The 21,593-nt window shown below is 39.9% G+C and carries 22 protein-coding genes; 15 read left to right on the forward strand and 7 right to left on the reverse strand.

Translation table 11 applies throughout. From position 1 onward, the window contains the following. Nucleotides 1–8 precede the first annotated feature (8 nt). From trmL to ACWIT3_RS09350, 5 genes are all read right to left on the reverse strand, one after another. Complete coding sequence (trmL, locus tag ACWIT3_RS09330; protein ID WP_457162417.1) at nucleotides 9–485, reverse strand: tRNA (uridine(34)/cytosine(34)/5-carboxymethylaminomethyluridine(34)-2'-O)-methyltransferase TrmL; 477 nt, start codon at nucleotides 483–485, stop codon at nucleotides 9–11. Nucleotides 486–864: 379 nt separating this feature from the next. After that, nucleotides 865–2,376 carry a surface lipoprotein assembly modifier gene (locus tag ACWIT3_RS09335; protein ID WP_457162418.1) on the reverse strand — a complete coding sequence of 504 codons (1,512 nt, stop codon included), beginning with the start codon at nucleotides 2,374–2,376 and terminating at the stop codon, nucleotides 865–867. 3 nt (nucleotides 2,377–2,379) lie between these two features. Beyond that, nucleotides 2,380–2,982: a 16S rRNA (guanine(966)-N(2))-methyltransferase RsmD gene (rsmD, locus tag ACWIT3_RS09340; RefSeq protein ID WP_457162419.1), complete on the reverse strand. Its 603-nt coding sequence runs from the start codon at nucleotides 2,980–2,982 to the stop codon at nucleotides 2,380–2,382. Between the two features lie 224 nt (nucleotides 2,983–3,206). Then, a complete protein-coding gene (locus tag ACWIT3_RS09345; protein ID WP_457162420.1) occupies nucleotides 3,207–3,419 on the reverse strand; it encodes a hypothetical protein in 213 nt (70 codons plus the stop codon). A gap of 363 nt (nucleotides 3,420–3,782) precedes the next feature. Then, nucleotides 3,783–4,790, reverse strand: a complete 1,008-nt coding sequence (locus ACWIT3_RS09350; protein ID WP_457162421.1) for a hypothetical protein — start codon at nucleotides 4,788–4,790, stop codon at nucleotides 3,783–3,785. A 187-nt stretch (nucleotides 4,791–4,977) separates the two neighbouring features. Here ACWIT3_RS09350 and ftsY point away from each other — a divergent pair, with 187 nt between their 5' ends. The 3 genes from ftsY (at nucleotide 4,978) to ftsX (ending at nucleotide 8,013) form a co-directional block, all read left to right on the forward strand. Then, the gene (gene ftsY, locus ACWIT3_RS09355; RefSeq protein ID WP_457162422.1) at nucleotides 4,978–6,342 is read left to right on the forward strand and encodes a signal recognition particle-docking protein FtsY; all 1,365 of its coding nucleotides are present in this window, start codon (nucleotides 4,978–4,980) and stop codon (nucleotides 6,340–6,342) included. A gap of 73 nt (nucleotides 6,343–6,415) precedes the next feature. Further along, complete coding sequence (gene ftsE / locus ACWIT3_RS09360) at nucleotides 6,416–7,066, forward strand: cell division ATP-binding protein FtsE (RefSeq protein WP_457162423.1); 651 nt, start codon at nucleotides 6,416–6,418, stop codon at nucleotides 7,064–7,066. Nucleotides 7,067–7,077: 11 nt separating this feature from the next. Then, on the forward strand, nucleotides 7,078–8,013 hold the full coding sequence (ftsX, locus tag ACWIT3_RS09365) for a permease-like cell division protein FtsX (RefSeq protein WP_457162424.1): 936 nt from the start codon (nucleotides 7,078–7,080) through the stop codon (nucleotides 8,011–8,013). 82 nt (nucleotides 8,014–8,095) lie between these two features. On the opposite strand, the gene hpaC is transcribed toward ftsX, so the two are convergent. Both hpaC and hpaB read right to left on the reverse strand, forming a co-directional pair. Further along, nucleotides 8,096–8,599: a 4-hydroxyphenylacetate 3-monooxygenase, reductase component gene (hpaC, locus tag ACWIT3_RS09370; protein WP_457162425.1), complete on the reverse strand. Its 504-nt coding sequence runs from the start codon at nucleotides 8,597–8,599 to the stop codon at nucleotides 8,096–8,098. A gap of 28 nt (nucleotides 8,600–8,627) precedes the next feature. Then, a complete protein-coding gene (gene hpaB / locus ACWIT3_RS09375; protein WP_457162426.1) occupies nucleotides 8,628–10,226 on the reverse strand; it encodes a 4-hydroxyphenylacetate 3-monooxygenase, oxygenase component in 1,599 nt (532 codons plus the stop codon). A 270-nt stretch (nucleotides 10,227–10,496) separates the two neighbouring features. Here hpaB and hpaA point away from each other — a divergent pair, with 270 nt between their 5' ends. The 12 genes from hpaA (at nucleotide 10,497) to hpaI (ending at nucleotide 21,592) form a co-directional block, all read left to right on the forward strand. Then, on the forward strand, nucleotides 10,497–11,399 hold the full coding sequence (gene hpaA, locus ACWIT3_RS09380) for a 4-hydroxyphenylacetate catabolism regulatory protein HpaA (RefSeq protein ID WP_457162451.1): 903 nt from the start codon (nucleotides 10,497–10,499) through the stop codon (nucleotides 11,397–11,399). A gap of 156 nt (nucleotides 11,400–11,555) precedes the next feature. Beyond that, nucleotides 11,556–12,578 (forward strand): TRAP transporter substrate-binding protein, encoded by a 1,023-nt coding sequence (locus ACWIT3_RS09385; protein WP_457162427.1) that lies wholly within the window; start codon nucleotides 11,556–11,558, stop codon nucleotides 12,576–12,578. A gap of 19 nt (nucleotides 12,579–12,597) precedes the next feature. Next, on the forward strand, nucleotides 12,598–13,125 hold the full coding sequence (locus tag ACWIT3_RS09390) for a TRAP transporter small permease (RefSeq protein WP_457162428.1): 528 nt from the start codon (nucleotides 12,598–12,600) through the stop codon (nucleotides 13,123–13,125). Nucleotides 13,126–13,129: 4 nt separating this feature from the next. Further along, entirely contained in the window at nucleotides 13,130–14,458 is a 1,329-nt protein-coding gene (locus tag ACWIT3_RS09395; protein ID WP_457162429.1) for a TRAP transporter large permease, read from the forward strand. Between the two features lie 11 nt (nucleotides 14,459–14,469). Further along, on the forward strand, nucleotides 14,470–15,144 hold the full coding sequence (locus tag ACWIT3_RS09400; protein WP_457162430.1) for a fumarylacetoacetate hydrolase family protein: 675 nt from the start codon (nucleotides 14,470–14,472) through the stop codon (nucleotides 15,142–15,144). A gap of 12 nt (nucleotides 15,145–15,156) precedes the next feature. Then, a complete protein-coding gene (locus ACWIT3_RS09405; protein WP_457162431.1) occupies nucleotides 15,157–15,921 on the forward strand; it encodes a fumarylacetoacetate hydrolase family protein in 765 nt (254 codons plus the stop codon). Nucleotides 15,922–15,938: 17 nt separating this feature from the next. Continuing rightward, entirely contained in the window at nucleotides 15,939–17,399 is a 1,461-nt protein-coding gene (gene hpaE, locus ACWIT3_RS09410) for a 5-carboxymethyl-2-hydroxymuconate semialdehyde dehydrogenase (RefSeq protein WP_457162432.1), read from the forward strand. A 17-nt stretch (nucleotides 17,400–17,416) separates the two neighbouring features. Beyond that, nucleotides 17,417–18,262, forward strand: a complete 846-nt coding sequence (gene hpaD / locus ACWIT3_RS09415) for a 3,4-dihydroxyphenylacetate 2,3-dioxygenase (protein WP_457162433.1) — start codon at nucleotides 17,417–17,419, stop codon at nucleotides 18,260–18,262. 69 nt (nucleotides 18,263–18,331) lie between these two features. After that, the gene (locus ACWIT3_RS09420; RefSeq protein ID WP_457162434.1) at nucleotides 18,332–18,715 is read left to right on the forward strand and encodes a 5-carboxymethyl-2-hydroxymuconate delta-isomerase; all 384 of its coding nucleotides are present in this window, start codon (nucleotides 18,332–18,334) and stop codon (nucleotides 18,713–18,715) included. Nucleotides 18,716–18,756: 41 nt separating this feature from the next. After that, a complete protein-coding gene (locus ACWIT3_RS09425; protein ID WP_457162435.1) occupies nucleotides 18,757–19,956 on the forward strand; it encodes a Bcr/CflA family multidrug efflux MFS transporter in 1,200 nt (399 codons plus the stop codon). Between the two features lie 13 nt (nucleotides 19,957–19,969). Then, nucleotides 19,970–20,773 (forward strand): 2-oxo-hept-4-ene-1,7-dioate hydratase, encoded by an 804-nt coding sequence (gene hpaH, locus ACWIT3_RS09430; protein ID WP_046339935.1) that lies wholly within the window; start codon nucleotides 19,970–19,972, stop codon nucleotides 20,771–20,773. 12 nt (nucleotides 20,774–20,785) lie between these two features. Continuing rightward, the gene (hpaI, locus tag ACWIT3_RS09435) at nucleotides 20,786–21,592 is read left to right on the forward strand and encodes a 4-hydroxy-2-oxoheptanedioate aldolase (RefSeq protein ID WP_457162436.1); all 807 of its coding nucleotides are present in this window, start codon (nucleotides 20,786–20,788) and stop codon (nucleotides 21,590–21,592) included. Nucleotide 21,593 lies beyond the last annotated feature (1 nt).

Here is a 21,593-nt window from a genome sequence, read left to right on the forward strand (position 1 = left end):
CATTCTCACTATCGAGCAAGATTGATAGCACCAACATAGCCTAATTGCCGCCACGCCTCATAGACTGTGACTGCGACTGAGTTAGATAAATTCATGCTACGACTATTTTCTGTCATTGGAATACGGATTTTTTGTTCTGCTGGCAAGCTATCTAAAATTGACATCGGAATCCCACGGCTTTCAGGACCAAACATCAAATAATCCCCCAATTCAAACTGCACTTGGCTGTGTGCTGGTGTGCCTTTAGTCGTTAAGGCGAACAAGCGTTTTGGTTGTTCTGATTGCAAAAATGCCTCAAACGTTTTATGGCGTTTAATTTCTGCAAATTCGTGATAATCCAAGCCAGAACGGCGTAATTTTTTATCGTCCCAAGTAAAACCAAGCGGTTCAATTAAATGCAGACGGAAGCCAGTATTCGCACACAAACGAATAATATTGCCTGTATTTTGTGGGATTTCAGGTTCGTATAAAACAATATCTAACATATATCTATTATTATGAATAAAAAGTGGCGTGATTTTAGCATAATTTATGCATAGTTACATTGTTGATATTGAGGAAGAAAATTGCTTTATCTGTATAGTGATACAGCGCTATTGTTTGTGTTGTGGATTCTCTACAACATTTTATCTTTTCAGCGGTTTTATGGATAGCGTCCGATTTCACCTTGCGGCAGAGAGTTTCCAAGAGAGGCGACGGTATGAGTCTTTGTAAGTATAAAAATATCCCGAGTGATATTGAAAATGCGCTAATACGTAAATTGGATAGATTAGATAAACATCAATATAGAGGATACTTATTAAGAAGATAGGAACAAATATAATAGAGGAAAATGCCCGACTTACATTCGGGCATTTTTATGTTTTAAAAGCTCTTACTCACACTTAAATAAATGCGATTTTGGTCATAACGTGCAAACGGGTTATTACTGTCTGTTTTGTGGTATGACCAAGTGATTTTGGGTGTAATACCTAGCCAGTGAATACTGCGATGCCACACTGTTAAGTTGATTCCGTACTCATGATTTTTTTGTGCAAATTTAAAGAAATTTGGCGCAAAAAAGGCATTTTTTGATGCAGAAGGCATATGGTAAGCGCGTTTTGCATAGCTCAGTTGTAAGCGTGTTGAGATCCCTTTAGACCACTCTTGTCCCCAACCTAAACGTATTCCTCTACGGTCAAAGGCATTGGCTTTCCAACGAGCATTTTTACGATAAAAATCGGCACCTACAAACCAGTACTGCTGGCTATTAGGAAAATACATGAGCGTATTTGATAGGGAATAGAGATTTCCATTGGCTTTTTTACGTGCAGTTTCAATATAACGTTGCTCACCATATTCAAATGCAGTGCTGATTTTCCAATTTTGGTTTAGCCAATAATTGACATTTAAAGCGGCACCGCCCGTTTTTGAATAGCGATGTAATGTACGTGCACTTTTGTCGGCATTTTCGCCGCCAGCATACCAAAATTGTTCCATATAAGGCATAAGTTGTACTTCTGTTTTCGCGGTCCGGTAACCCCCTCCCATGCCTACACGCAGTGAAAACTCATCATATTTATGGTTATCCCAGTAGTATTTCCCATTAATATCTGCATTCACTTCAGTAAAGAAGCCATGTTTTATTGACCAAGTTTTATTGGCACCTAAAAAATAGCTCACGCCCTCTGCACTTTCTGGCTCACTTGAAGGGCTAAAACCGCCTGATTTTGTCCCTTTTTTAGGTGCATTATTAACATTTTTTTCGCGTAAGTAATTTATTCCACTGTAAAAATTCCAATCATCTTGTTCATGAATTGCATGGAGATAGGTATCAATAATGTGTACCAATTGAGGTGGTAAGTTGTCCGCTCTTAAGCGATTAAATTGTCCTTCCGCTGCCTCATACTCACGGTTCTGCATTAATACAATCGCCAGTTGTAAACGTGCAGGTTGCAATTGAGGCTGTTCTGCAATTAGCTCACGATAAAGACGAATAGATTTGGTGAGTTCTCCTCGTTTTTTTGCCACAATGGCATGTGCCCACTTTAATAAAAGGGGATCGTGGTGAGGCAATTTTTCATAAATCGGCAATAACAATGCCACTCCTTGCATATCATTATTTCTTAACACGGGGATAAGTGCACGAATTAAGAGATCAGGTCGTTGAAGCAATTGTTCTGCAGTTAATGAAAGACTGGGTGAAGAGGATTCTGTGCTTTTAGATTTAGCGGGTAAATTGATATGAGGTGGAATTTTGGGGGATTGATGAAAGTGTTCATCTGGTCGATGGTTATCAACGGTGACCACCTGATCTGCTGCCATTGCAAATGGCGTGATGCCAGCATTCATTAACATTACGAAGAAAGGAAAGAGGTAGATTTTTTGTTTTTTCATAAATTAGTTTCTTTTTATATTAGTGCAATAAAGTCGGTAGCAGACTTGTCCTGTGACTTTTTCTTTTAAAATATGCCAATCTGCAGGAACGACCAAGGGGTGTGCTTTTTCTGTTTCAACGTAAACCAGCGCATCTGATTTGAGCCAATTATGTGTTGTCAGCAAATCAATCGCTTTTTGTGCAAGACCGATATGAAAAGGCGGGTCAATAAAGACAATATCAAAGCGCGGTATCGGCGGTGTAGCTTGTAAAAAATCGAGGCTATTTTGATTGACGATATTAGCTTGTTCTGCAGCACATTTTAATGTTTGCAAATTTTTGTTTAATTGCGTTGCGACGTGCTTATCTAATTCAACAAAGGTGACATGTTTCGCCTGACGTGAAAGCGCTTCAAAACCCAATGAACCACTGCCCGCAAAACAGTCTAAGCAGTGTGCATCTACAATGTAAGGCATCAACCAATTAAAAAGGGTTTCTTTAACACGATCGCCTGTTGGTCGTAATCCATCTGATGATAAAACGGGTAATTTTCTCCCACGCCATAGTCCAGCGATAATGCGGACTTCGCCTTTAAGTGCGGTTCGTTTTTCAGTTATTTTTCTCATTTCATTGTTTAGGAATACGTAAATAATGTGATTATTTTACTATGTGATGCACTATTTAATTAGCATTATTTTAATAAGTTACCTATGTAATCTATCTTACACATCGCTTTTCATGATGTATAAAGACGTTTATTTCAATGCCTTTATTGTTGTATAGCCGTACTCAGAGATTAGAGACTGGCGATTACATAGACATTTTCCTTAATATGCTCATAAAACAGGGATTATTTATTTTGATATGATGATTTAATGTCACATGCATCTTTATGAACATCCTCATCAGTAGTATTTGATTGAGATTTTTGCTGAGCAGATTTTGGGGATTGACCTATTTCAATAGGTTTATCTGGATACTTAATTGTATAACTTTTAATACAAGCAGTAAAAAAGATAGATAGTCCAACGGCTATACTGATTTTTAAGATAGTTCTATCCATTGCTAATTCCTTTTAGTGTTTTATTAAATAATATACATCATAATATCCCTGTATGATGCTGGGTTATTTTACACAAAAAAGTAATTATGGAATATAGTATTTTTTATTTTTAATTAAATTTTATTTAATTCTTTCATGTTTTTATCTGTTATTTTTAAATTTTATAAAATTAAATTTATTTGGTTTTAAATTTTGCAGTTAAGGCGTTTGAATAGGATTTTATTTTGGATAAGGTTATTTTTTGACAAAATTGGAGGGGGATTTCAATATTTTATTTTTGGTCTAAATGGAGTGGGGTTTGGTTTTTATATTATGTTAGGTGAATTAAAAAAGGCACATGATATGTGCCTGTATCAAGAGAGTTTATTTTTGCCTTACAGGGTTTGATGGTATATCAGCTTGTTTTTCTGCAAATAAGAGGGCAGAAAAACCAACTTCATTATTTCCACCAGGATCAGATTTTGTTGTACCAATAATATATTTATAATCATTTTCACTTTCTTTAGAGTTGATCAAGTTTACTGTCATGGAGGCTTTTTGGTTTTCAGAAATAGTTGTCCCAGAATGGCTAATATATTGAGTTGAGGTAATTATTAAGTTATTACTTTCCCCAGATATTGTAAAGATAGGATTATTTTTTATATTTGTATCATATATAAAACCTTTGACTTTCCCATCTTGGTAATATAGTTCAACGTTGCCTTCTTTTTTAATCCTATTATTGCTAGTGTTAGCGATAGTATAGGGGGTATAAATAAATCCACTATCTTTTTTATATGTGGCAGTATAGTTACTTGGAAACGTAGTGATTAACTCATTATTAGCTGCATAAATAAGCTCATAATAGCTACTATCTTTGTTGGTATTTGCGCGTAGTCGATAACCATAATAGACATTTCCATCATCTAATAAGTGGAATTTATATCCATCACTAGATTTTTCTCCTGCAATAAGCGTAATTTTTTCCTCTTTTTCCGTTATGATATTTTTTTCGCTATTTTGCGGGTCTTCCGTTGTTGTTACTGTATATACTTTTACTGCATTTTTATTTCCCTCCTCATTACAAAAAGCATTATTGGATGCAGAACAATCTGTCTTCCAATTTAATTTAGGTGTAATGGGAAGTGTAGATTGAATAGTCTCTACTGGAGACTGAGACTGAGACTGAGACTGAGACTGAGACTGAGACTGAGACTGAGACTGAGACTGAGACTGAGAGGATGTTTGCTGTTCAGTACTAGGCACAACCTGAATCGACGCCGCTGTTGTACTGTTGTTATTATTTCCGCCATTGCCGCCACCACCGCCGCTACATGCAACGAGTAATGCAGATAGGCTGAGAATACTGAGGTGAGTGATCATTTTTTTCATTTTCATTCCTTTTTATTGCGTTAAGTGTGACGTTATCCTGTCCTATTAATATAAATTGCGCGCGTATTTTACCCTTTTTTATCTAAATATGCGGAAATTTTTCATTGTCTTTCTATTCAGTGGTAAACTATCAAACAATTTTTGTCTTTATTATAGAAGAATCAAATGAGAGTTTTGAGAGAGAAATATGTCAACAGAAAATAAGAAAAATGGCTTTTGGTCTTGGTTAGGTTTGGGTAAGAAAAATGAGCAGCAAGAGGTGAACTCTGCTCAAGATGAAGCCACACAAGAAGCAGAAAAGCATGATGAAGTGTTGTCTTCTGAACCTGTTTCTACGGTATGTCGTACTGTATCGGAACCAGAATACACTGAAACAAGTGTGGTGGATTCTGATGCTGTTTTATCGCCTGAAGAAGTGGTTAAAAATCAACAAGCTGACAACATGGCTCCGACACATGAGTTGCCACGACAACAGGCAGAGCAGGCTGAAAATCTGACAACTTTGACGCAGCATGAAGTTACTGCACAAATTCTGGAGCCTGAGGTCGAAAATGAAGAGGTACAACAGGAGACAGACGATATTCTTTCACAAGCAAAGCCAGTGGTGAAAGAGCAAGAAAAACCAAGTGAAGGAGGATTTTTCAGTCGTTTAGTAAAAGGGTTGTTAAAAACTAAACAAAATATTGGTGCTGGGTTCCGCAGTTTGTTCTTGGGGAAAAAAATTGATGATGCATTGTTTGAGGAATTAGAAGAACAATTATTAGTGGCAGATTTGGGCGTGCCAACCACGACTAAAATTATCAACAATTTAACGCAACACGCCAGTCGTAAACAGTTGCAAGATGCGGAATTGTTGTATCAACAATTAAAAGTGGAAATGGCGGAGATTCTAAAACCCGTTGCACAACCATTAGTGATCGACCCCAGCAAAAAACCGTATGTCATACTCATGGTGGGGGTGAATGGCGTCGGTAAAACGACGACGATTGGCAAATTAGCTCGTAAATTCCAAGAGGATGGAAAGTCGGTGATGTTAGCTGCAGGAGATACTTTCCGTGCTGCTGCAGTGGAGCAATTACAGGTTTGGGGTGAGCGTAATCATATTCCTGTGGTGGCGCAAAGCACAGGTTCAGATTCGGCTTCAGTGATTTTTGATGCGATGCAATCGGCGGCGGCACGCAATGTTGATGTGTTAATCGCAGATACTGCGGGTCGTTTACAAAATAAAAATAACTTAATGGACGAATTGAAAAAAATCGTTCGTGTTATGAAAAAGTATGATGAGACTGCACCCCATGAAATTATGCTGACGCTTGATGCGGGAACGGGTCAAAATGCCATTAGTCAAGCGAAGTTATTCCATGAAGCTGTCGGGTTAACGGGGATTAGCTTGACTAAATTAGATGGTACGGCAAAAGGTGGTGTCATCTTTGCAATTGCTGATCAATTTAATTTACCTATTCGTTATATTGGGGTCGGCGAGAAAATTGAAGATTTACGTGAGTTTAATTCAGAAGAGTTTATTGATGCATTATTCGTACAGGAAGAGTAATGGTTGTAAGCTGTCAGTGAGGGATTGCGAGAGCAAATCTGGGTGTGAAATAGAGACGTGAAGTAGGGAAGAAATGATTAGATTTTCTAATGTCAGTAAGGCTTATTTAGGTGGTAAGCCAGCTTTACAGAATGTTAGCTTTCATTTACCTGTTGGGAGTATGACGTATTTGATTGGTCATTCTGGCGCAGGTAAGAGCACGCTATTGAAATTGATTATGGGAATGGAACGTGCAAATGGCGGGCAAATTGAGTTTAACGGGCATGATATTACGCGTTTATCTGCGTATGAAATTCCTTTTCTACGTCGTCAAATTGGGATGGTTCATCAAGATTATCGTTTATTAGCCGATCGTTCAATTGTGGATAATGTGGCATTGCCATTGATTATTGCGGGGATGCACCCGAAAGAAGCAGAAACACGTGCACTGGCCTCATTAGACCGAGTGGGGTTACGTGATCGTGCTAATCACTTGCCTGTCCATTTATCTGGTGGGGAGCAACAACGTGTTGATATTGCACGTGCGATCGTCCACAAGCCTCAATTGTTATTAGCAGATGAGCCAACAGGTAATTTAGATAACGCATTATCTTTTGAGATTTTTAGTTTGTTCGAAGAAGTAAATCAGTTGGGCATGACTGTACTCATTGCTACGCATGATTTAAATATCATTCAACAAAAACCAAAACCTTGCCTTGTTTTGGAACAAGGCTATTTACGTTGAGGAAAGTAGTGATGGGATCTCGTCGTATTCAAGCGCCTTTTTGGGTACAAATACATTATGTATTACGCGCAGTTTGGGCGGATTTGCTCAAGCGCCGTTTGGGCACTTTATTGACTATTTTAGTCATCAGTGTGTCTTTGACTATTCCTACTGTGAGCTATTTGTTGTGGAAAAACATTCATCAAGCCACCACCCAGTTTTATCCAGAAAGTGAACTTACTGTTTATTTGCATAAGACGTTAAGTGAAGAAGATGCCAATTTGGTAGTGGAAAAAATTCGTCAGCAAGCTGGAGTTGAATCGTTAAATTACATTTCGCGTCAGGAGAGTTTAAATGCGTTTCGTGATTGGTCTGGATTTGGTAATGAGTTGGATATATTAGATGATAATCCATTACCCGCCGTTGTGATTGTGAATGCTTTGCCAGAATACAATCAATCACAGAAACGTAATGAGCTACGCCAGAACTTAGATAAAATTAAAGGGGTACAAGAAGTTCGTTTAGATAATGATTGGTTAGAGAAATTGACGGCACTAACTTGGTTAGTTGCACATGTTGCGATTTTTTGTGCGGTACTGATGGCATTAGCGGTCTTTCTTGTGATTGGAAATAGCATCCGCTCTGATGTTTATAGTAGCCAAACCAATATTGAGGTGATGAAATTACTGGGGGCCACTGATCAATTTATTTTGCGTCCTTTTTTATACACTGGCATGATTTATGCGATTTTGGGCGGGCTATTAGCGTGCTTATTTAGCAGCCTTGTGATTGGTTATTTTACGAGTGCTGTCAAATATGTGACCGATATTTTTGCGGTTCAATTTGAATTGCATGGTGTGAATCTCGCAGAGTTTTTATTCTTGATTATTGTCTGTACGCTCGTTGGGTATATCGGCGCATGGCTAGCGGCGACTCGCCATATTAAATTACTCGAGCGAAAAAATTAAAAAAGTCACCGCACTTTGTGGAGATGAGCATCATAATAAAAAAGCGACGTGTTATCGTCGCTTTTGATTTTGTTGTATGCGGTTAGTCTTTTGTGCCAACTTGATGAAAGTTGCGGGAGAAGTACACCAAGGCTTGCCCTTCCTCGCTAACTTGGATGTCCTCAAGTTCAACTAAAAACATAGAATGTGTGCCAATGTCACGACTATCCACAATGGAGCCCGTTAAGTTTGCTAAAGCATTTTTTAAACTTGGTGGCGCATTTGAGTCTGCTTTAGGTTGCCACACATCCCATTCAAAACGCTCATCCATACAACTGCCCTTGAAACCTGCAAAATGTTGGGCTAATTCGATTTGTTCCGCATTGAGCACGTTAATGCAAAGGCGCTTATTTGCTTGGAAAACAGGGTTCATTTCACTGTTTTTATTGATACACACCATGACAGTAGGTGGAGTATCAGTGACTGAACAAACTGCTGTGGCAGTAATACCGCATTTTCCCGCAAGCCCATTGGTCGTAATGATATTGACGCCTGCTGCAAGTCTTGCCATTGCGTTACGGAAATTTTGTTGAATTGGAGTAAGCATAGTGATTTTCCTTATTTTTGCTACTCAGTTATTTTGAAAAACGATTTAAGTTGTTCAAAATATTAATGTCATCTGAGTTATTGAGATGCGGTACTTTCCATCCATTTTCATCATAGTCAGCCAAACACTTATCAACCAAGTCGAAACAACGTTGTAATGTACCGTTGCCTGTTGATTGACCGAGTACTTGTAAACGAACTTCTTCTTGGCTACCTGCGTAGTTAATTTCATAGAGTTCGTGACGACCACCGAATTCAGTGCCAATGGCATCCCAAAGTAGTTTTAAGATTTTAATCCGATCACGATATTCAATATTGTTTGAGCCACGTACATATTTTTCTAAGTATTGGTCAATTTCTGGGTTATTGAAATCACGGATATGTGAAGGTAAATAAATTAACCCACTTGTTACGGTTTGTTCAATAATTTTTTTCACGGTATGGTATGCCATTGGTGCCATGACGCGATAGGTTTGGATCGCTTGAGCACTTGGCATTTGGCAGCCATTCTTCCATTGATATGATGAGCCCGCCATCGCATCAGTTAAGGTCCAGAAGAGATTGCGATACATCATCACTTCACCCATCTGAGCAGCAACGCCACGGAACTCAATTACGCCAGTACATTGTAATGCTTTATGCAATAGACCTGTGATGAAATCTAATTTCACAGCAAGGCGAGTACAAGCTTGCATTGGGAATAATGTTGCAAAGCCAGCATATTGTGCCCAAGTACGACAACGATCGAGATCGCGATAGATTAAAATATTTTCCCAAGGGATAAACACTTTATCTAATACCAAGATGGCATCATTTTCATCAAAACGCGTAGATAATGGGAAATCGAATGGAGAGCCTGTTGCCCCAGCAGCTAATTCATAAGAGTGACGGCAAATGAGTTTGACGCCATCTGCATCCATTGGGGCAATAAACATGAGAGCAAAGTCATCGTTATCGCCAATGATTTGTGCTGAACCAAAGCCAATGAAGTTATAGTGTGTTAACGCGGAGTTTGTTGCTACCACTTTTGCGCCGCTAACGACAATACCGTCTGCACGCTCTTCTTCAATTTTGACATAAATGTCTTTTACTTGGTCAATTGGTTTATTACGGTCAATTGGCGGATTAACGATAGCGTGATTGAAATATAAGCAAGCTTCTTGAATACGTTTGTACCAATTGCGTGCGTTATCGGCAAATTTACCATAGAACTCAGGGTTCGCTCCCAATGCGCTACCAAAGGCGGCTTTATAATCAGGAGTACGACCCATCCAACCATAGCTAAAGCGTGACCATGCAGCGATGGCATCTCTTTGTTCTTTTAATTCTTCAGCGTTGCGTGCATAGCGGAAGAACTTGTGCGTGTAGCCACCATTGCCTGTATCAGTTTCCCAACATAATTCGTCTTTTGTTGCTGAGTCATGTAGGGCATCGTAGAGTTTTGCCACTGAAGCTGCGGCATTACGAAAGGCTGGATGGGTTGTCACATCTTCTACCAATTCACCGTAGATGTAGACTTTACGTCCATCTCTTAAACTCGCTAAATACTCTTCGCCAGTAAATGGGCGGTTTTTTTCTTTTCTAAAATCATCAGGTAATTTGTGAGATTTTTTTTCGACTTGAGTCATGGTTTACTCCTTTTGAACAAATGAGATTAGGAATAGCATCTAGGATAAAACAGGTTTAGATGTTGCGAATTTGTTAAATTTATAGTGGATTTGTTACAAAGATAAAATGCAATTTTCTTGGCAAAAAATGTACTTTTCCGTATTTTTGAAATAAAAATGACTAAAATGTGATCTCTATCGCTCTTTTGAAGATGAGGGCTATACAGCGAATGAACCATCGTTTACAGTCAGGCTATTCATTTACATAATGATGAAGTCAAGGAGTACATGATGGTAAATCAGGTGGTGGAAACCCAAAACATTAATATTGAGAAGACATATGGTGGTCAGGAAGATAGCAACATCATTCATTATGAAACCTTTGATAATTTAGCCCTATTTTATGGTCGTAAATCGTTAGTACATTTTCACGATCGTTTTTACCAAGTACATTACTTGACGGAGGGCAGTATCTCACTGCAACTCGATGCTCACGAGTATAAGTTATATGCACCTTGTTTTTTTATTACCCCACCTTCTATTCCTCATGGCTTTTATACAGAGTTAGATACTCATGGGCATGTTCTGACTATTCCACAAGAGTTTGTTTGGCAATTACTTGAATCGTTAAGAAGGGATAGTAATTACTTTTATCCGATGTGCATTGAATTAGCACAAGAGGGCGAACAACAACAGCAAATCTTTAAGTTTGAGTATTTGTTTAATTTGCTTGCGTCAGAGTACCGAGATAATACAGAGGAAAAACAGACCGCACTACGTTTGTGTGCAAAACTGATTTTATTAGAAATTTACCGTTTATCGAAAAGTGATGAGAAAAAATACAGTCCAAGAAATAATGAATTGTATCTGTTTAATCAGTTTAATTTTTTAATTGAGGAAAATTTTCGGAATAATTGGCGTATTAATGACTATTTGGATAAGTTGTGTATTAGTGAAAGTAAACTTAATGCAATCTGTCAGCATTTTTCAGCGACTTCCCCAAAAAGATTAATCATTGAACGCTTGATTCAAGAGGCAAAAAGAAAGTTGTTATTTACCCAACATTCTATTTACCAAATTGCTTATGATTTAGGTTTCAAAGATCCAGCTTACTTCTCGCGTTTCTTTCAAAAGGAGACAAATATGTCACCAAAAACATTTCGCGATCAAGATCACATATCTTCTAATCCATGATGATTTTTTGTGAAAAGTACAATTTTTCACAAGAAAAGTACATTTAAAACTCGGCTTAACTCCATTATAACTGTAACAACCTGTTAACAAATTGGTTACATTGGACTGCTGTTTGTTCTTAAATGCCTTTTCTAACGAACGTGAAGGAGACTTTTTATGAAGACACGTCAACTTTTACTCGCTATCAGTTTAGCTGCCGCGACCTCTGCATTCGCAAATGACAAAGTAGTATTAAAAATAGGTCATTTTTTACCCGCACTTTCTACTATGCATAATGATGTTTTAGTCCCTTGGTGTCAGGATTTACATTCTGAATCAAACGGTCGTATTGAGTGTCAATTGTATCCTTCTAACCAACTTGGTGGAACCGCTGGTCAACTGATCGATCAAGTTCGCAATGGTGTTGCAGATATCGTTTGGACCGCGCCAGGTTATTCACCAGGTCGTTTTAAAATCATTGAAGCGTTAGAAACCCCGTTCTTGTTACCAAATGTGCGCGTTGGTAACAAAGTGGCTTGGGAATTCTTTGAGAAATATGCCAAAGATACAGAATTTAAGCCTTTCAAAGTCCTCTCTATTCAAAGTGATGGTGGTGTGACGTTCCACTCGAATAAACCACTTAATGAAGTGGAAGATTTGAAAGGAAATAAATTACGTACGCCAACGCGTTTAGCGTCACAAATTATTCAAGCGTTAGGCGGCTCCGCCATTTCAATTGCACCTTCACAAGTGGCAGAAAGTATTTCAAAAGGCGTGGTGGATGGTGCAATGGGCGCATGGGAAGTCGTACCACCAACGAAATTAGATGAAGTGACCAAATACCATGTCATGCCAGCGGCAGGCGAGCCTTTCCCAACGCTGACTGTCCTCGCGTTAGTAATGAATCAGAAAAAATATGATTCATTGCCAGCGGATTTAAAAGCCATTTTGGATAAGCATTCAGGACCTGCTTTACTTGAGCGTATTACTGTCGCATGGGAAAAAACCGAAGAAAATGCGCGTAAAAAAGTGTTAGCAAATGGCGGAGTCATTAGCGAGTTTGGTCCAAAACATACTGAAAAAATGAAAGCGATGACAGCGTCATTAACACAAAGCTGGATTGACAGTATGAACAAACAAGGCAAGAACGGTCAGCAATTAATTGATGATCTACGCGAAATGGTAAAAAAACACCAGTAGTGAGCGAAGGAGGTAAGCGATGAGTGAGTCGACACAAGCCATAGTCATTCCAGATAAAGTCAAAAATAATGCAGTGGGTATGGGGTTATTCCACATAGCCAAAGCGATGGCGATTTTGGGTGGTTTTTTATTCATCGTTTTGATCATCATGTCTTGTTATTCCTTAGTGGACCGCAAGTTAGGTCAGGGTGGTGTACTAGGGGATATTGAGATTATGCAAATGGGATGCGCTGTGGCGGCATCCCTCTTTCTCCCTTTCTGTACGATGATGTCAGAACATTTAAAGGTGGACTTTTTCACAGCAAAATTTCCACCAGTATTGCGCAATAAAATGGATGCATTAGCAGATTTATTGCTCTGCTTGGTTTCGTTTTTATTGGTTTGGCGTATTGGCTTACAAAGTGAAACATTAAAAGAATATGAGGAAGTGTCCGCGTTGCTGTCTTTCCCAACTTGGTTACCGAATATTGCGATTATGCCAGGTTTTATCGTGATGGGATTGTGTTCTTTTTATTATTTTTGTATCCATTTAACTGCAAAGGATTAAGTTTATGATGAGTGGCTTAGAAATGGGCGTTGTGGGGTTCTTCATCTTACTTACCCTATTATTACTCCGAATCCATATTAGTATTTCAATGTTTTTGGCGGCAGCAGGATTATATGCTTATTTAGGGCAAGGCGATCTTAATGCATTAATGTATACCCTAAATGGTTTGGCTTATGCCCGTCTTTCCAATTACGACTTGGCGGTGGTGCCGTTATTTATTTTCATGGGGCAATTGGCTTCACACGGCGGGATGTCAAAAGCGTTATTCCAGGCGGCAAGTAGTTTTATTGGGCATTGGCGTGGTGGTTTAGCAATGGCATCGGTGGGGAGTTGTGCGGCATTTGGTGCAATTTGTGGTTCTTCCTTGGCAACAGCGGCGACTATGGGACAAGTCGCGATCCCAGAATTAAAGAAACGTCATTACTCTGGCGAGCTCAGTACGGCAACGTTAGCAGCGGGAGGAACCTTGGGGATTTTAATTCCGCCTTCTGTTCCTTTGATCATTTATGCGGTGTTGACGCAAGAGTCAATTGGTAAATTATTTGTTGCAGCAATTGTGCCAGGCGTTTTGGCGCTTTTAGGTTATGTCGTTGTGATCAAGATTTTAGTGAGTTTGCGTCCTGATGCGGGACCCACTTCAGAAAAAGTACCTTTTTTGCAAGCATTAAAATCTCAAGTCAAAGTACTGCCAATCTTTATTGTGTTTGCTGTGGTGATCATCAGTATCTATGGCGGTTGGGCAAATCCGACAGAAGCTGCCTCGATTGGTGCGGCATCTTGTGGATTGATTTCTTGGCTTTCAGGTGGATTAACTTGGAAAGGCTTAGTCGACAGTATTTTGCAAACGGCGATGGCAAGCGCGATGATTTTTATGGTGTTAATCGGTGCAGACTTATTGAATTCAGCACTCGCGTTGACGCAAATGCCTGCTCAATTAGCTAATTGGGTTGTGGAACAGCAATTTGCCCCGCTTTTTGTTTTATTCTGTATTTTGATGATTTACCTCGTCCTAGGTTGTGTGATGGATTCGCTAGCCATGATTTTGCTCACAATTCCAATTTTTTACCCGATTATTCTTGGGTTAGATTTCTGGGGATTATCCGCACAAGATAAAACGATTTGGTTCGGTATTGTGGCGTTGATGGTAGTCGAAATTGGACTTATTACGCCTCCTGTTGGAATGAACTTATTTATTATCAATAAGATGGATAAAGATACACCATTATTAGCAACATCGAAATGGGTCTTGCCTTTTATTGTCTCTGATTTGATTCGCATTGCGGTGATCGCTTGTGTTCCTGGCATTGCGTTATGGCTCGTCCATTTATTTTAAGTGAGGAAATTATGTCTGTCTCTTTAGCTAAACAGATTACACAACTTGCGCCTTCTAGCAAGCCAACGGTGTTTGTGATTGCCCTAAATTCAGTACGTTTATTACAACGTTGCCAAGTAGAATTTGAACAAGCACCTTACAAAGCGCTGCCAAAAACGCCTGTGATTTATGTGTTACCTGAAGCAACGCACAATCGTAGCGGGGCTACAGTAGGTTTACCAACTGGAAAAAAACAACTCAGAGTTGAACCGCACTTAGGAGTGGTGTTTGGACAAGATACCTCAAGAGTAGAAGTCGAAGATGCCTTACATGCTGTGGCAGGTTATGTTCCCGTTGCTTTATATTCTTTGCCCAATGACAGTTATTATCGTCCTGATATTGAAGGACGTTGCCAAGATGGGTTTTGTGTTTTAGGGCAAACCGTCCTGAAAAGTGCGGTGGAAAATCCAGCAGAAGTGACAATTAATGTTGCATTAAATGGCGACATAAAAAAATCTTACGTGCATTTGAACATGAAGCATTCTGTTCCTGAACTCATCAGCTTTTTAAGCCAATTTATTGCATTTAAAGCAGGAGATATTTTGCTAACTGGGACAGAGGATATGCCGTTATTAGTGAGTGCAGGGGATGAAGTCAATGTGGATTTTGTGCAGTTAGGTTGTGTGAGCAACACGATTGCGGAATAAGGTAGGGCGATTATGAGTAAATATGCAAAAGTGGTTTATCAAAATCAAATCCACAGCGTTGAAGTACTAGAACAAGGATTATTGACTGAACAAAAACAGCTTTTACCTGCTGAAGCAGTAACGTGGTTACCTCCAGCGAGTGGCATGATGTATGCCCTCGGCTTGAATTATGCCGATCACGCTTCTGAATTAGATTTTAAGCCACCAGAAAAACCATTAGTTTTCGTGAAAACGCATCATACATATACGGGGCACAATAGTACAACATGGCGACCTGATCATGTGGAATATATGCATTATGAGTGTGAACTTGTGGTCGTGATTGGTAAAACCGCAAAAAATGTGAAGCGGGAAAATGCGATGGATTATGTTGCAGGTTATACCTTATGTAATGACTACGCGATTCGCGATTACCTAGAGAACTATTACCGCCCAAATTTACGGGTGAAAAACCGTGTGGGTACTACGCCAGTTGGTCCTTGGATTGTTGATAAAGATGATGTTAAGGATCCGATGAATTTAACCTTGAGAACATGGGTCAATGGGGAGCTCTGCCAAGAAGGGAATACGAAAGATATGATTTTTGATATTGCCTATTTAATTGAGCATCTTTCACATATTACGACATTGCAACCAGGTGACATGATTGCTACGGGAACACCGAAAGGGCTAGCGGACGTGAAAGCAGGCGATTGTGTTGAAATCGAAATTGAACAAATTGGTAAACTCACTAACTACATTGTCAGTGAAACCGCCTTTTTTGCAAAAAAAGCTTAAGATAAAAGGAGACACCTATGATTAAACATTGGATTAACGGTAAAGAAGTTGCCAGTGATGAAACGTTTGAGAATGTAAACCCTGCCACTGGTGAAGTCATTTGTGAGGTTGCTTCTGGCGGTGAAAAAGAAATTAACGCAGCAGTCAAAGCAGCAAAAGAGGCGTTCCCAAAATGGTCAAAAATCCCAGCGAAAGAACGTGCACGTTTAATGCGTAATTTAGGCGAGCTCATCGACAAAAATGTTGCGAAATTAGCAGAACTAGAGACGTTGGATACAGGTCTACCTATTCACCAAACGAAAAATGTGTTGATTCCTCGTGCCTCACACAATTTTGATTTCTTTGCGGAAGTTTGTACTCGCATGAATGGGCATAGCTATCCTGTGGATGACAAAATGTTGAACTACACCCTTTATCAACCAGTGGGAGTATGTGGTTTAGTCTCGCCTTGGAATGTCCCTTTTATGACAGCAACGTGGAAAACCGCACCTTGTTTGGCATTGGGAAATACCGCCGTATTAAAAATGTCAGAGCTTTCACCGCTTACTGCGAATGAGCTCGGTCGTTTAGCCCTTGAAGCAGGCATTCCTGAAGGGGTATTTAATGTTGTGCAAGGTTTTGGTTCAACAGCAGGACAGGCTTTAGTCACGCATGATGATGTGCGAGCGATTTCTTTCACAGGGGGCACTGCAACGGGTAAACACATTTTAAAACACGCAGGCTTGAAAAAATATTCCATGGAGCTCGGTGGTAAATCACCTGTTTTAATTTTCGATGATGCGGATTTAGAACGTGCATTAGATGCAGCACTCTTTACCATTTTCTCTTTAAACGGCGAACGTTGTACTGCAGGCTCACGTATCTTTATTCAAGAAACGGTCTATGATGAATTTGTAAAAGAATTTGCAGCCCGTGCGAAACGTCTGATTGTTGGCGATCCACAAGATCCAAATACACAAGTTGGTTCAATGATTACGCGTCAACATTATGACAAAGTCACGGGGTATATTCGCATTGGTTTAGAAGAAGGGGCAACCTTATTGGCGGGTGGATTAGAACGTCCACAAAACTTACCTGCACATTTACAAAAAGGTAACTTTATTCAACCAACAGTGTTTGCTGATGTTGATAACCGTATGCGTATTGCACAAGAAGAGATTTTTGGTCCCGTCGTTTGCTTGATGAAATTCAAAGATGAAGCCGATGCATTGCGTTTAGCGAATGACGTGGAATATGGTCTGGCGTCTTATATTTGGACAAAAGATATTGCTAAAGCGTTACGTTTATCGAATGGTATTGAAGCGGGAATGGTATTCGTGAATAGCCAAAATGTCCGTGATTTACGTCAGCCATTTGGTGGTATCAAAGCCTCTGGTATTGGCCGTGAGGGCGGTGAATATAGCTTTGAGGTCTTTGCGGAATTAAAAAATGTGTGTATCTCAATGCACGATCATCCAATTCCTCGTTGGGGATTATAACGTTAAAGGAGCAAGATATGGGTAAACTCGCCTTAGCTGCCAAAATTACACATGTTCCATCGATGTATTTGTCTGAGCAACCAGGTAAACACCACGGTTGTCGTGCATCGGCGATTGAAGGACATAAAGAAATTAGTCGTCGTTGTCGTGATTTAGGGGTAGACACTATCATTGTGTTTGATACACATTGGTTAGTGAACAGTGCCTACCATGTGAATTGTTGTGCCCATTTTAAAGGGGTCTATACCAGTAATGAATTACCGCACTTTATTCGTGACATCACGTTTGATTATAACGGTAATCCAGAGTTGGGACATATGATCGTAAAACATGCGGTGGCAAAAGGAGTTCGCGCGCAGGCACATGAAATTGAAAGTTTAAAATTGGAATATGGTACTTTGGTCCCAATGCGCTATATGAATGAAGATAAAGCATTCAAAGTGATTTCAATTTCTGCGTTCTGTACATCACACTCTTTTGAAGACAGCCGTAAGCTTGGTGAAGCGGTATTAGAGGCAATTAAGGAATACGACGGAATTGTTGCCGTGCTTGCGAGCGGATCGTTATCTCATTACTTTATCCCCGATCACCTTGCGAAAGAGGGCATGAACAGTTATACCCGTGAATTTGAGCATCAAATTGATTTACACGTAGTCGATATGTGGCGTAAAGGTAATTTCAAAGACTTCTGTAAGATGTTGCCTGAATATGCTGAGTTTTGTCGCGGGGAAGGCAATATGCACGATACAGTCATGTTATTGGGAATGCTGGGTTGGGATAAATATGATAAACCTGTGGAAATTCTGACCGACTTGTTCCCAAGCTCTGGCACAGGACAAATTAACGCTGTATTCCCAGTCTAGTAAGGAAAAGTGCGGTGAGTTACAAATGTGTTTAAACTGACCGCACTGTTGAGAAAAAAAGGAGTATTTATGCCGCATTTCATTGTGGAAGCAACAGAAAATATTCGAGCGGATGTAGATTGGCAACCACTATTTAGCCAAGTTCATGATTACCTTGCTAGCACTGGCATTTTTCCTTTAGGGGGAATTCGTAGTCGTGTGCACTGGGTTGATGTATATCGCATGGCGGATGGGAAAGAAGACGATGCTTTTGTTCACATTACGCTAAAAATTGGTGCGGGACGCTCCGAAGCAAGTTTACAACCCGTTGGTGAGCAAGTGTTTAAGATTTTGACGGATTATTTTACACCATTGTTTGAAAAACGTTACTTTGCGCTGTCTTTTGAAATAGCAGAATTGCATCCTACATTAAATTTTAAGAAAAATAACGTGCATCTTCGGTTCAAAAAATAACCTTGACTGTCGGGCATTGAAACAGAAAAAACGGGGGCGTTATGCCATCATCAACAAAAACAACGTGGAACCAGACCGCACTTATCTGCTTCTTAGGGACGTTAGTTGGGTTTGGACCGCTCTCGATTGATCTGTATTTGCCCTCTTTACCTACAATTGCGCAAGAACTCAATACCAGCATGGAATGGGTGCAATTGTCAGTCAGTACCTTTTTGACAGGCTTTTGTGTGGGGATGCTGTTTTATGGTCCTATTTCGGATAGGTACGGGCGGCGAGTCGTCTTATTGATAGGGATGTTCATTTATATCATCGCCAGTTTAGCTTGTAGTTTAGCAAATAGTATTGAGCAATTGTTAGTAGCGCGTTTTTTACAAGCATTTGGCGGTGGGGTGGGACCTGTTCTAGGGCGTGCAATTGTGCGTGATAGTTTTCCACCTCATCGTATGACTCATGTGTTATCCATGATGCAGTTAGTGACGATGCTTGCACCTTTATTAGCGCCTTTTATTGGGGGGCTAATATTACTTTGGTTTGGCTGGCCAGCCCAGTTTTTGTTATTGGCGTTTATTGGTCTGTTGTGCTGGGTTATTACGTATTTTTTCTTAGCGGAAACCAACCAAAATCGACAGCAAACGCCGTTAAACTTAGTTACATTTTTTCAAGCCTATTGCCGTATTTTGAAACATCGCCTTTCATTTGGTTATATTTTGTGTTTAGGAGCCATGTTTGGCGGGATGTTTACTTATGTTGCGGGCACTCCTTTCGTATATATCGATTATTTCCATATTCCAGCACAGGATTATGGCTATTATTTCGGGATTAATGTGATTGGGATTGTCATAGCAACTCTCGTTAACAATAAGCTGGTTAAACACTATGCGGTGAATCGCGTATTAATGGGCGAAATGGTTCTTGTGTTATTCGCGGGTATTGGCTTTTTCTTTGCCGATCCTGATGGTCTGCTCGCGATCATGCTACCGCTGTTTGTTTTTGTTGGTTTAACGGGGGCAATTACGCCAAATGTCATGAGCGGTTTATTAAAACAGCATAGTCATACCGCGGGCGCAGCAATGGCATTAGCTGCTTCAATGCAATTTGCAGGTGGTTTTATCGCCAGTAGTGCATTGTCTTATTTTTTCAATAACAGTCCACAAACAATGCTTTGGGTGATGAGTGCCTGTGCATTAGTGGCAATCGTTGGTTTTTTAATTACTTTAACACCCAATTCAACATCATCTTAAAGAGGGATTTTCTATGTTATCCAAAGAGATTATTCAACAAGCTGCACAACGTTTAAATGAAGCAGAAAAGACAGGGACACAAATTTCGCAATTTTCTTTAGCTTACCCAGAGATTACGATTGAAGATGCTTATGAAATTCAAAAAGCCTGGGTGGCGATGAAAATTGAAGAAGGGCGTGTATTAAAAGGACATAAGATTGGTTTAACCTCAAAAGCGATGCAAAATAGCTCACAAATTGATGAGCCAGATTACGGCGCATTATTAGATGATATGTTCTTTGAAGAAAACAGTGAGATTCCGTTTGATCGCTTTATTGTGCCACGTGTCGAAGTAGAGCTCGCGTTTATCTTGAAAAAAGACTTATCAGGTCCAAACTGCACGATTTTTGATGTGTTGGATGCAACGGATTATGTGATTCCTGCTTTAGAAATTATTGATGCTCGAATTGAACAGTTTGACAGTAAAACGAAAGTACCACGTCGTGTTTTTGACACAATTTCGGATAATGCCGCGAATGCTGGCGTGGTGTTAGGGGGGCGTGCAATTAAGCCTATGGATGTGGATTTACGTCGTGTGGCGGCTGTCCTGTATCGCAATGGTGTCGTTGAAGAGTCTGGCGTATCCGCAGCAGTATTGAATAATCCAATCAAAGGTGTGGCATGGTTAGCGAATAAATTACATCCTTATGGTGTGACCTTAAAGGCGGGCGAAATTATTTTAGGGGGGTCCTTTACTCGTCCAGTGGCAGCTCGTCGTGGTGATACGTTCCATGTGGATTATCATGAGCTTGGTAGCATTTCGATGCAATTTGTGTAAATGGAGCGAATCATGCAGCTACAAAATACATTTAAACGTGCGTTGAAAGAGAAAAAAGCACAAATCGGTTTATGGGTTGGGTTAGCAGATGGGTATGCTTGTGAACTTGCTGCGAATGCTGGGTTTGACTGGTTATTGTTAGATGGTGAGCATGCGCCAAATGAGCTACGTACTTTATTACATCAATTACAGACCGTTGCCGCTTATCCTACCACTCCGATTATTCGTCCTGCAATTGGACAGACTCATATTATTAAACAGTTGTTGGATATTGGTGCACAAACACTTTTAATTCCAATGGTAGAAACCGCGGAACAGGCGAAAGAATTAGTTCAGGCTATCCATTACCCGCCTAAAGGAGTGCGAGGTGTGGGTAGTGCGCTAGCACGAGCATCACGCTGGAATAACATTCCGAATTATTTACAGAAAGCAGACGATGAGATCTGTTTATTAGTGCAAGTGGAAAATAAAAAGGGACTAGAAAACCTGAAAGCCATTGCTGAAGTAGATGGCGTAGATGGCGTTTTCATTGGTCCTGCGGATCTGAGTGCATCATTAGGACATTTAGGTAACCCTGCTCATCCAGAGGTGCAACAGGCGATTGAGCAAGCGATCAACACTGTGTGTGCAGCAAATAAAGCCGCGGGTATTTTGTACGCTGATGAAAAAATGGCGAAACATTATCTTGAGCTCGGTTGTACATTTGTCGCGGTTGGTGTGGATACCTCATTATTGATGCGGGCATTAAAAGATCTTGCACTGAAGTTTAAATCTTCAAAGCCTGTAGAATGCTCATCTACAACAAATCAAATTTATTAAT

It is taken from the genome of Pasteurella sp. P03HT (genome assembly GCF_054052285.1).

Excerpts from the sequence above, each read along its gene's own strand:
- trmL (WP_457162417.1), bottom strand. The coding sequence starts at position 485 with ATGTTAGATATTGTTTTATACGAACCTGAAATCCCACAAAATACAGGC.
- ACWIT3_RS09335 (WP_457162418.1), bottom strand. The coding sequence starts at position 2,376 with ATGAAAAAACAAAAAATCTACCTCTTTCCTTTCTTCGTAATGTTAATG.
- rsmD (WP_457162419.1), bottom strand. The coding sequence starts at position 2,982 with ATGAGAAAAATAACTGAAAAACGAACCGCACTTAAAGGCGAAGTCCGC.
- ACWIT3_RS09345 (WP_457162420.1), bottom strand. The coding sequence starts at position 3,419 with ATGGATAGAACTATCTTAAAAATCAGTATAGCCGTTGGACTATCTATC.
- ACWIT3_RS09350 (WP_457162421.1), bottom strand. The coding sequence starts at position 4,790 with ATGAAAAAAATGATCACTCACCTCAGTATTCTCAGCCTATCTGCATTA.
- ftsY (WP_457162422.1), top strand. The coding sequence starts at position 4,978 with ATGTCAACAGAAAATAAGAAAAATGGCTTTTGGTCTTGGTTAGGTTTG.
- ftsE (WP_457162423.1), top strand. The coding sequence starts at position 6,416 with ATGATTAGATTTTCTAATGTCAGTAAGGCTTATTTAGGTGGTAAGCCA.
- ftsX (WP_457162424.1), top strand. The coding sequence starts at position 7,078 with ATGGGATCTCGTCGTATTCAAGCGCCTTTTTGGGTACAAATACATTAT.
- hpaC (WP_457162425.1), bottom strand. The coding sequence starts at position 8,599 with ATGCTTACTCCAATTCAACAAAATTTCCGTAACGCAATGGCAAGACTT.
- hpaB (WP_457162426.1), bottom strand. The coding sequence starts at position 10,226 with ATGACTCAAGTCGAAAAAAAATCTCACAAATTACCTGATGATTTTAGA.
- hpaA (WP_457162451.1), top strand. The coding sequence starts at position 10,497 with ATGGTAAATCAGGTGGTGGAAACCCAAAACATTAATATTGAGAAGACA.
- ACWIT3_RS09385 (WP_457162427.1), top strand. The coding sequence starts at position 11,556 with ATGAAGACACGTCAACTTTTACTCGCTATCAGTTTAGCTGCCGCGACC.
- ACWIT3_RS09390 (WP_457162428.1), top strand. The coding sequence starts at position 12,598 with ATGAGTGAGTCGACACAAGCCATAGTCATTCCAGATAAAGTCAAAAAT.
- ACWIT3_RS09395 (WP_457162429.1), top strand. The coding sequence starts at position 13,130 with ATGATGAGTGGCTTAGAAATGGGCGTTGTGGGGTTCTTCATCTTACTT.
- ACWIT3_RS09400 (WP_457162430.1), top strand. The coding sequence starts at position 14,470 with ATGTCTGTCTCTTTAGCTAAACAGATTACACAACTTGCGCCTTCTAGC.
- ACWIT3_RS09405 (WP_457162431.1), top strand. The coding sequence starts at position 15,157 with ATGAGTAAATATGCAAAAGTGGTTTATCAAAATCAAATCCACAGCGTT.
- hpaE (WP_457162432.1), top strand. The coding sequence starts at position 15,939 with ATGATTAAACATTGGATTAACGGTAAAGAAGTTGCCAGTGATGAAACG.
- hpaD (WP_457162433.1), top strand. The coding sequence starts at position 17,417 with ATGGGTAAACTCGCCTTAGCTGCCAAAATTACACATGTTCCATCGATG.
- ACWIT3_RS09420 (WP_457162434.1), top strand. The coding sequence starts at position 18,332 with ATGCCGCATTTCATTGTGGAAGCAACAGAAAATATTCGAGCGGATGTA.
- ACWIT3_RS09425 (WP_457162435.1), top strand. The coding sequence starts at position 18,757 with ATGCCATCATCAACAAAAACAACGTGGAACCAGACCGCACTTATCTGC.
- hpaH (WP_046339935.1), top strand. The coding sequence starts at position 19,970 with ATGTTATCCAAAGAGATTATTCAACAAGCTGCACAACGTTTAAATGAA.
- hpaI (WP_457162436.1), top strand. The coding sequence starts at position 20,786 with ATGCAGCTACAAAATACATTTAAACGTGCGTTGAAAGAGAAAAAAGCA.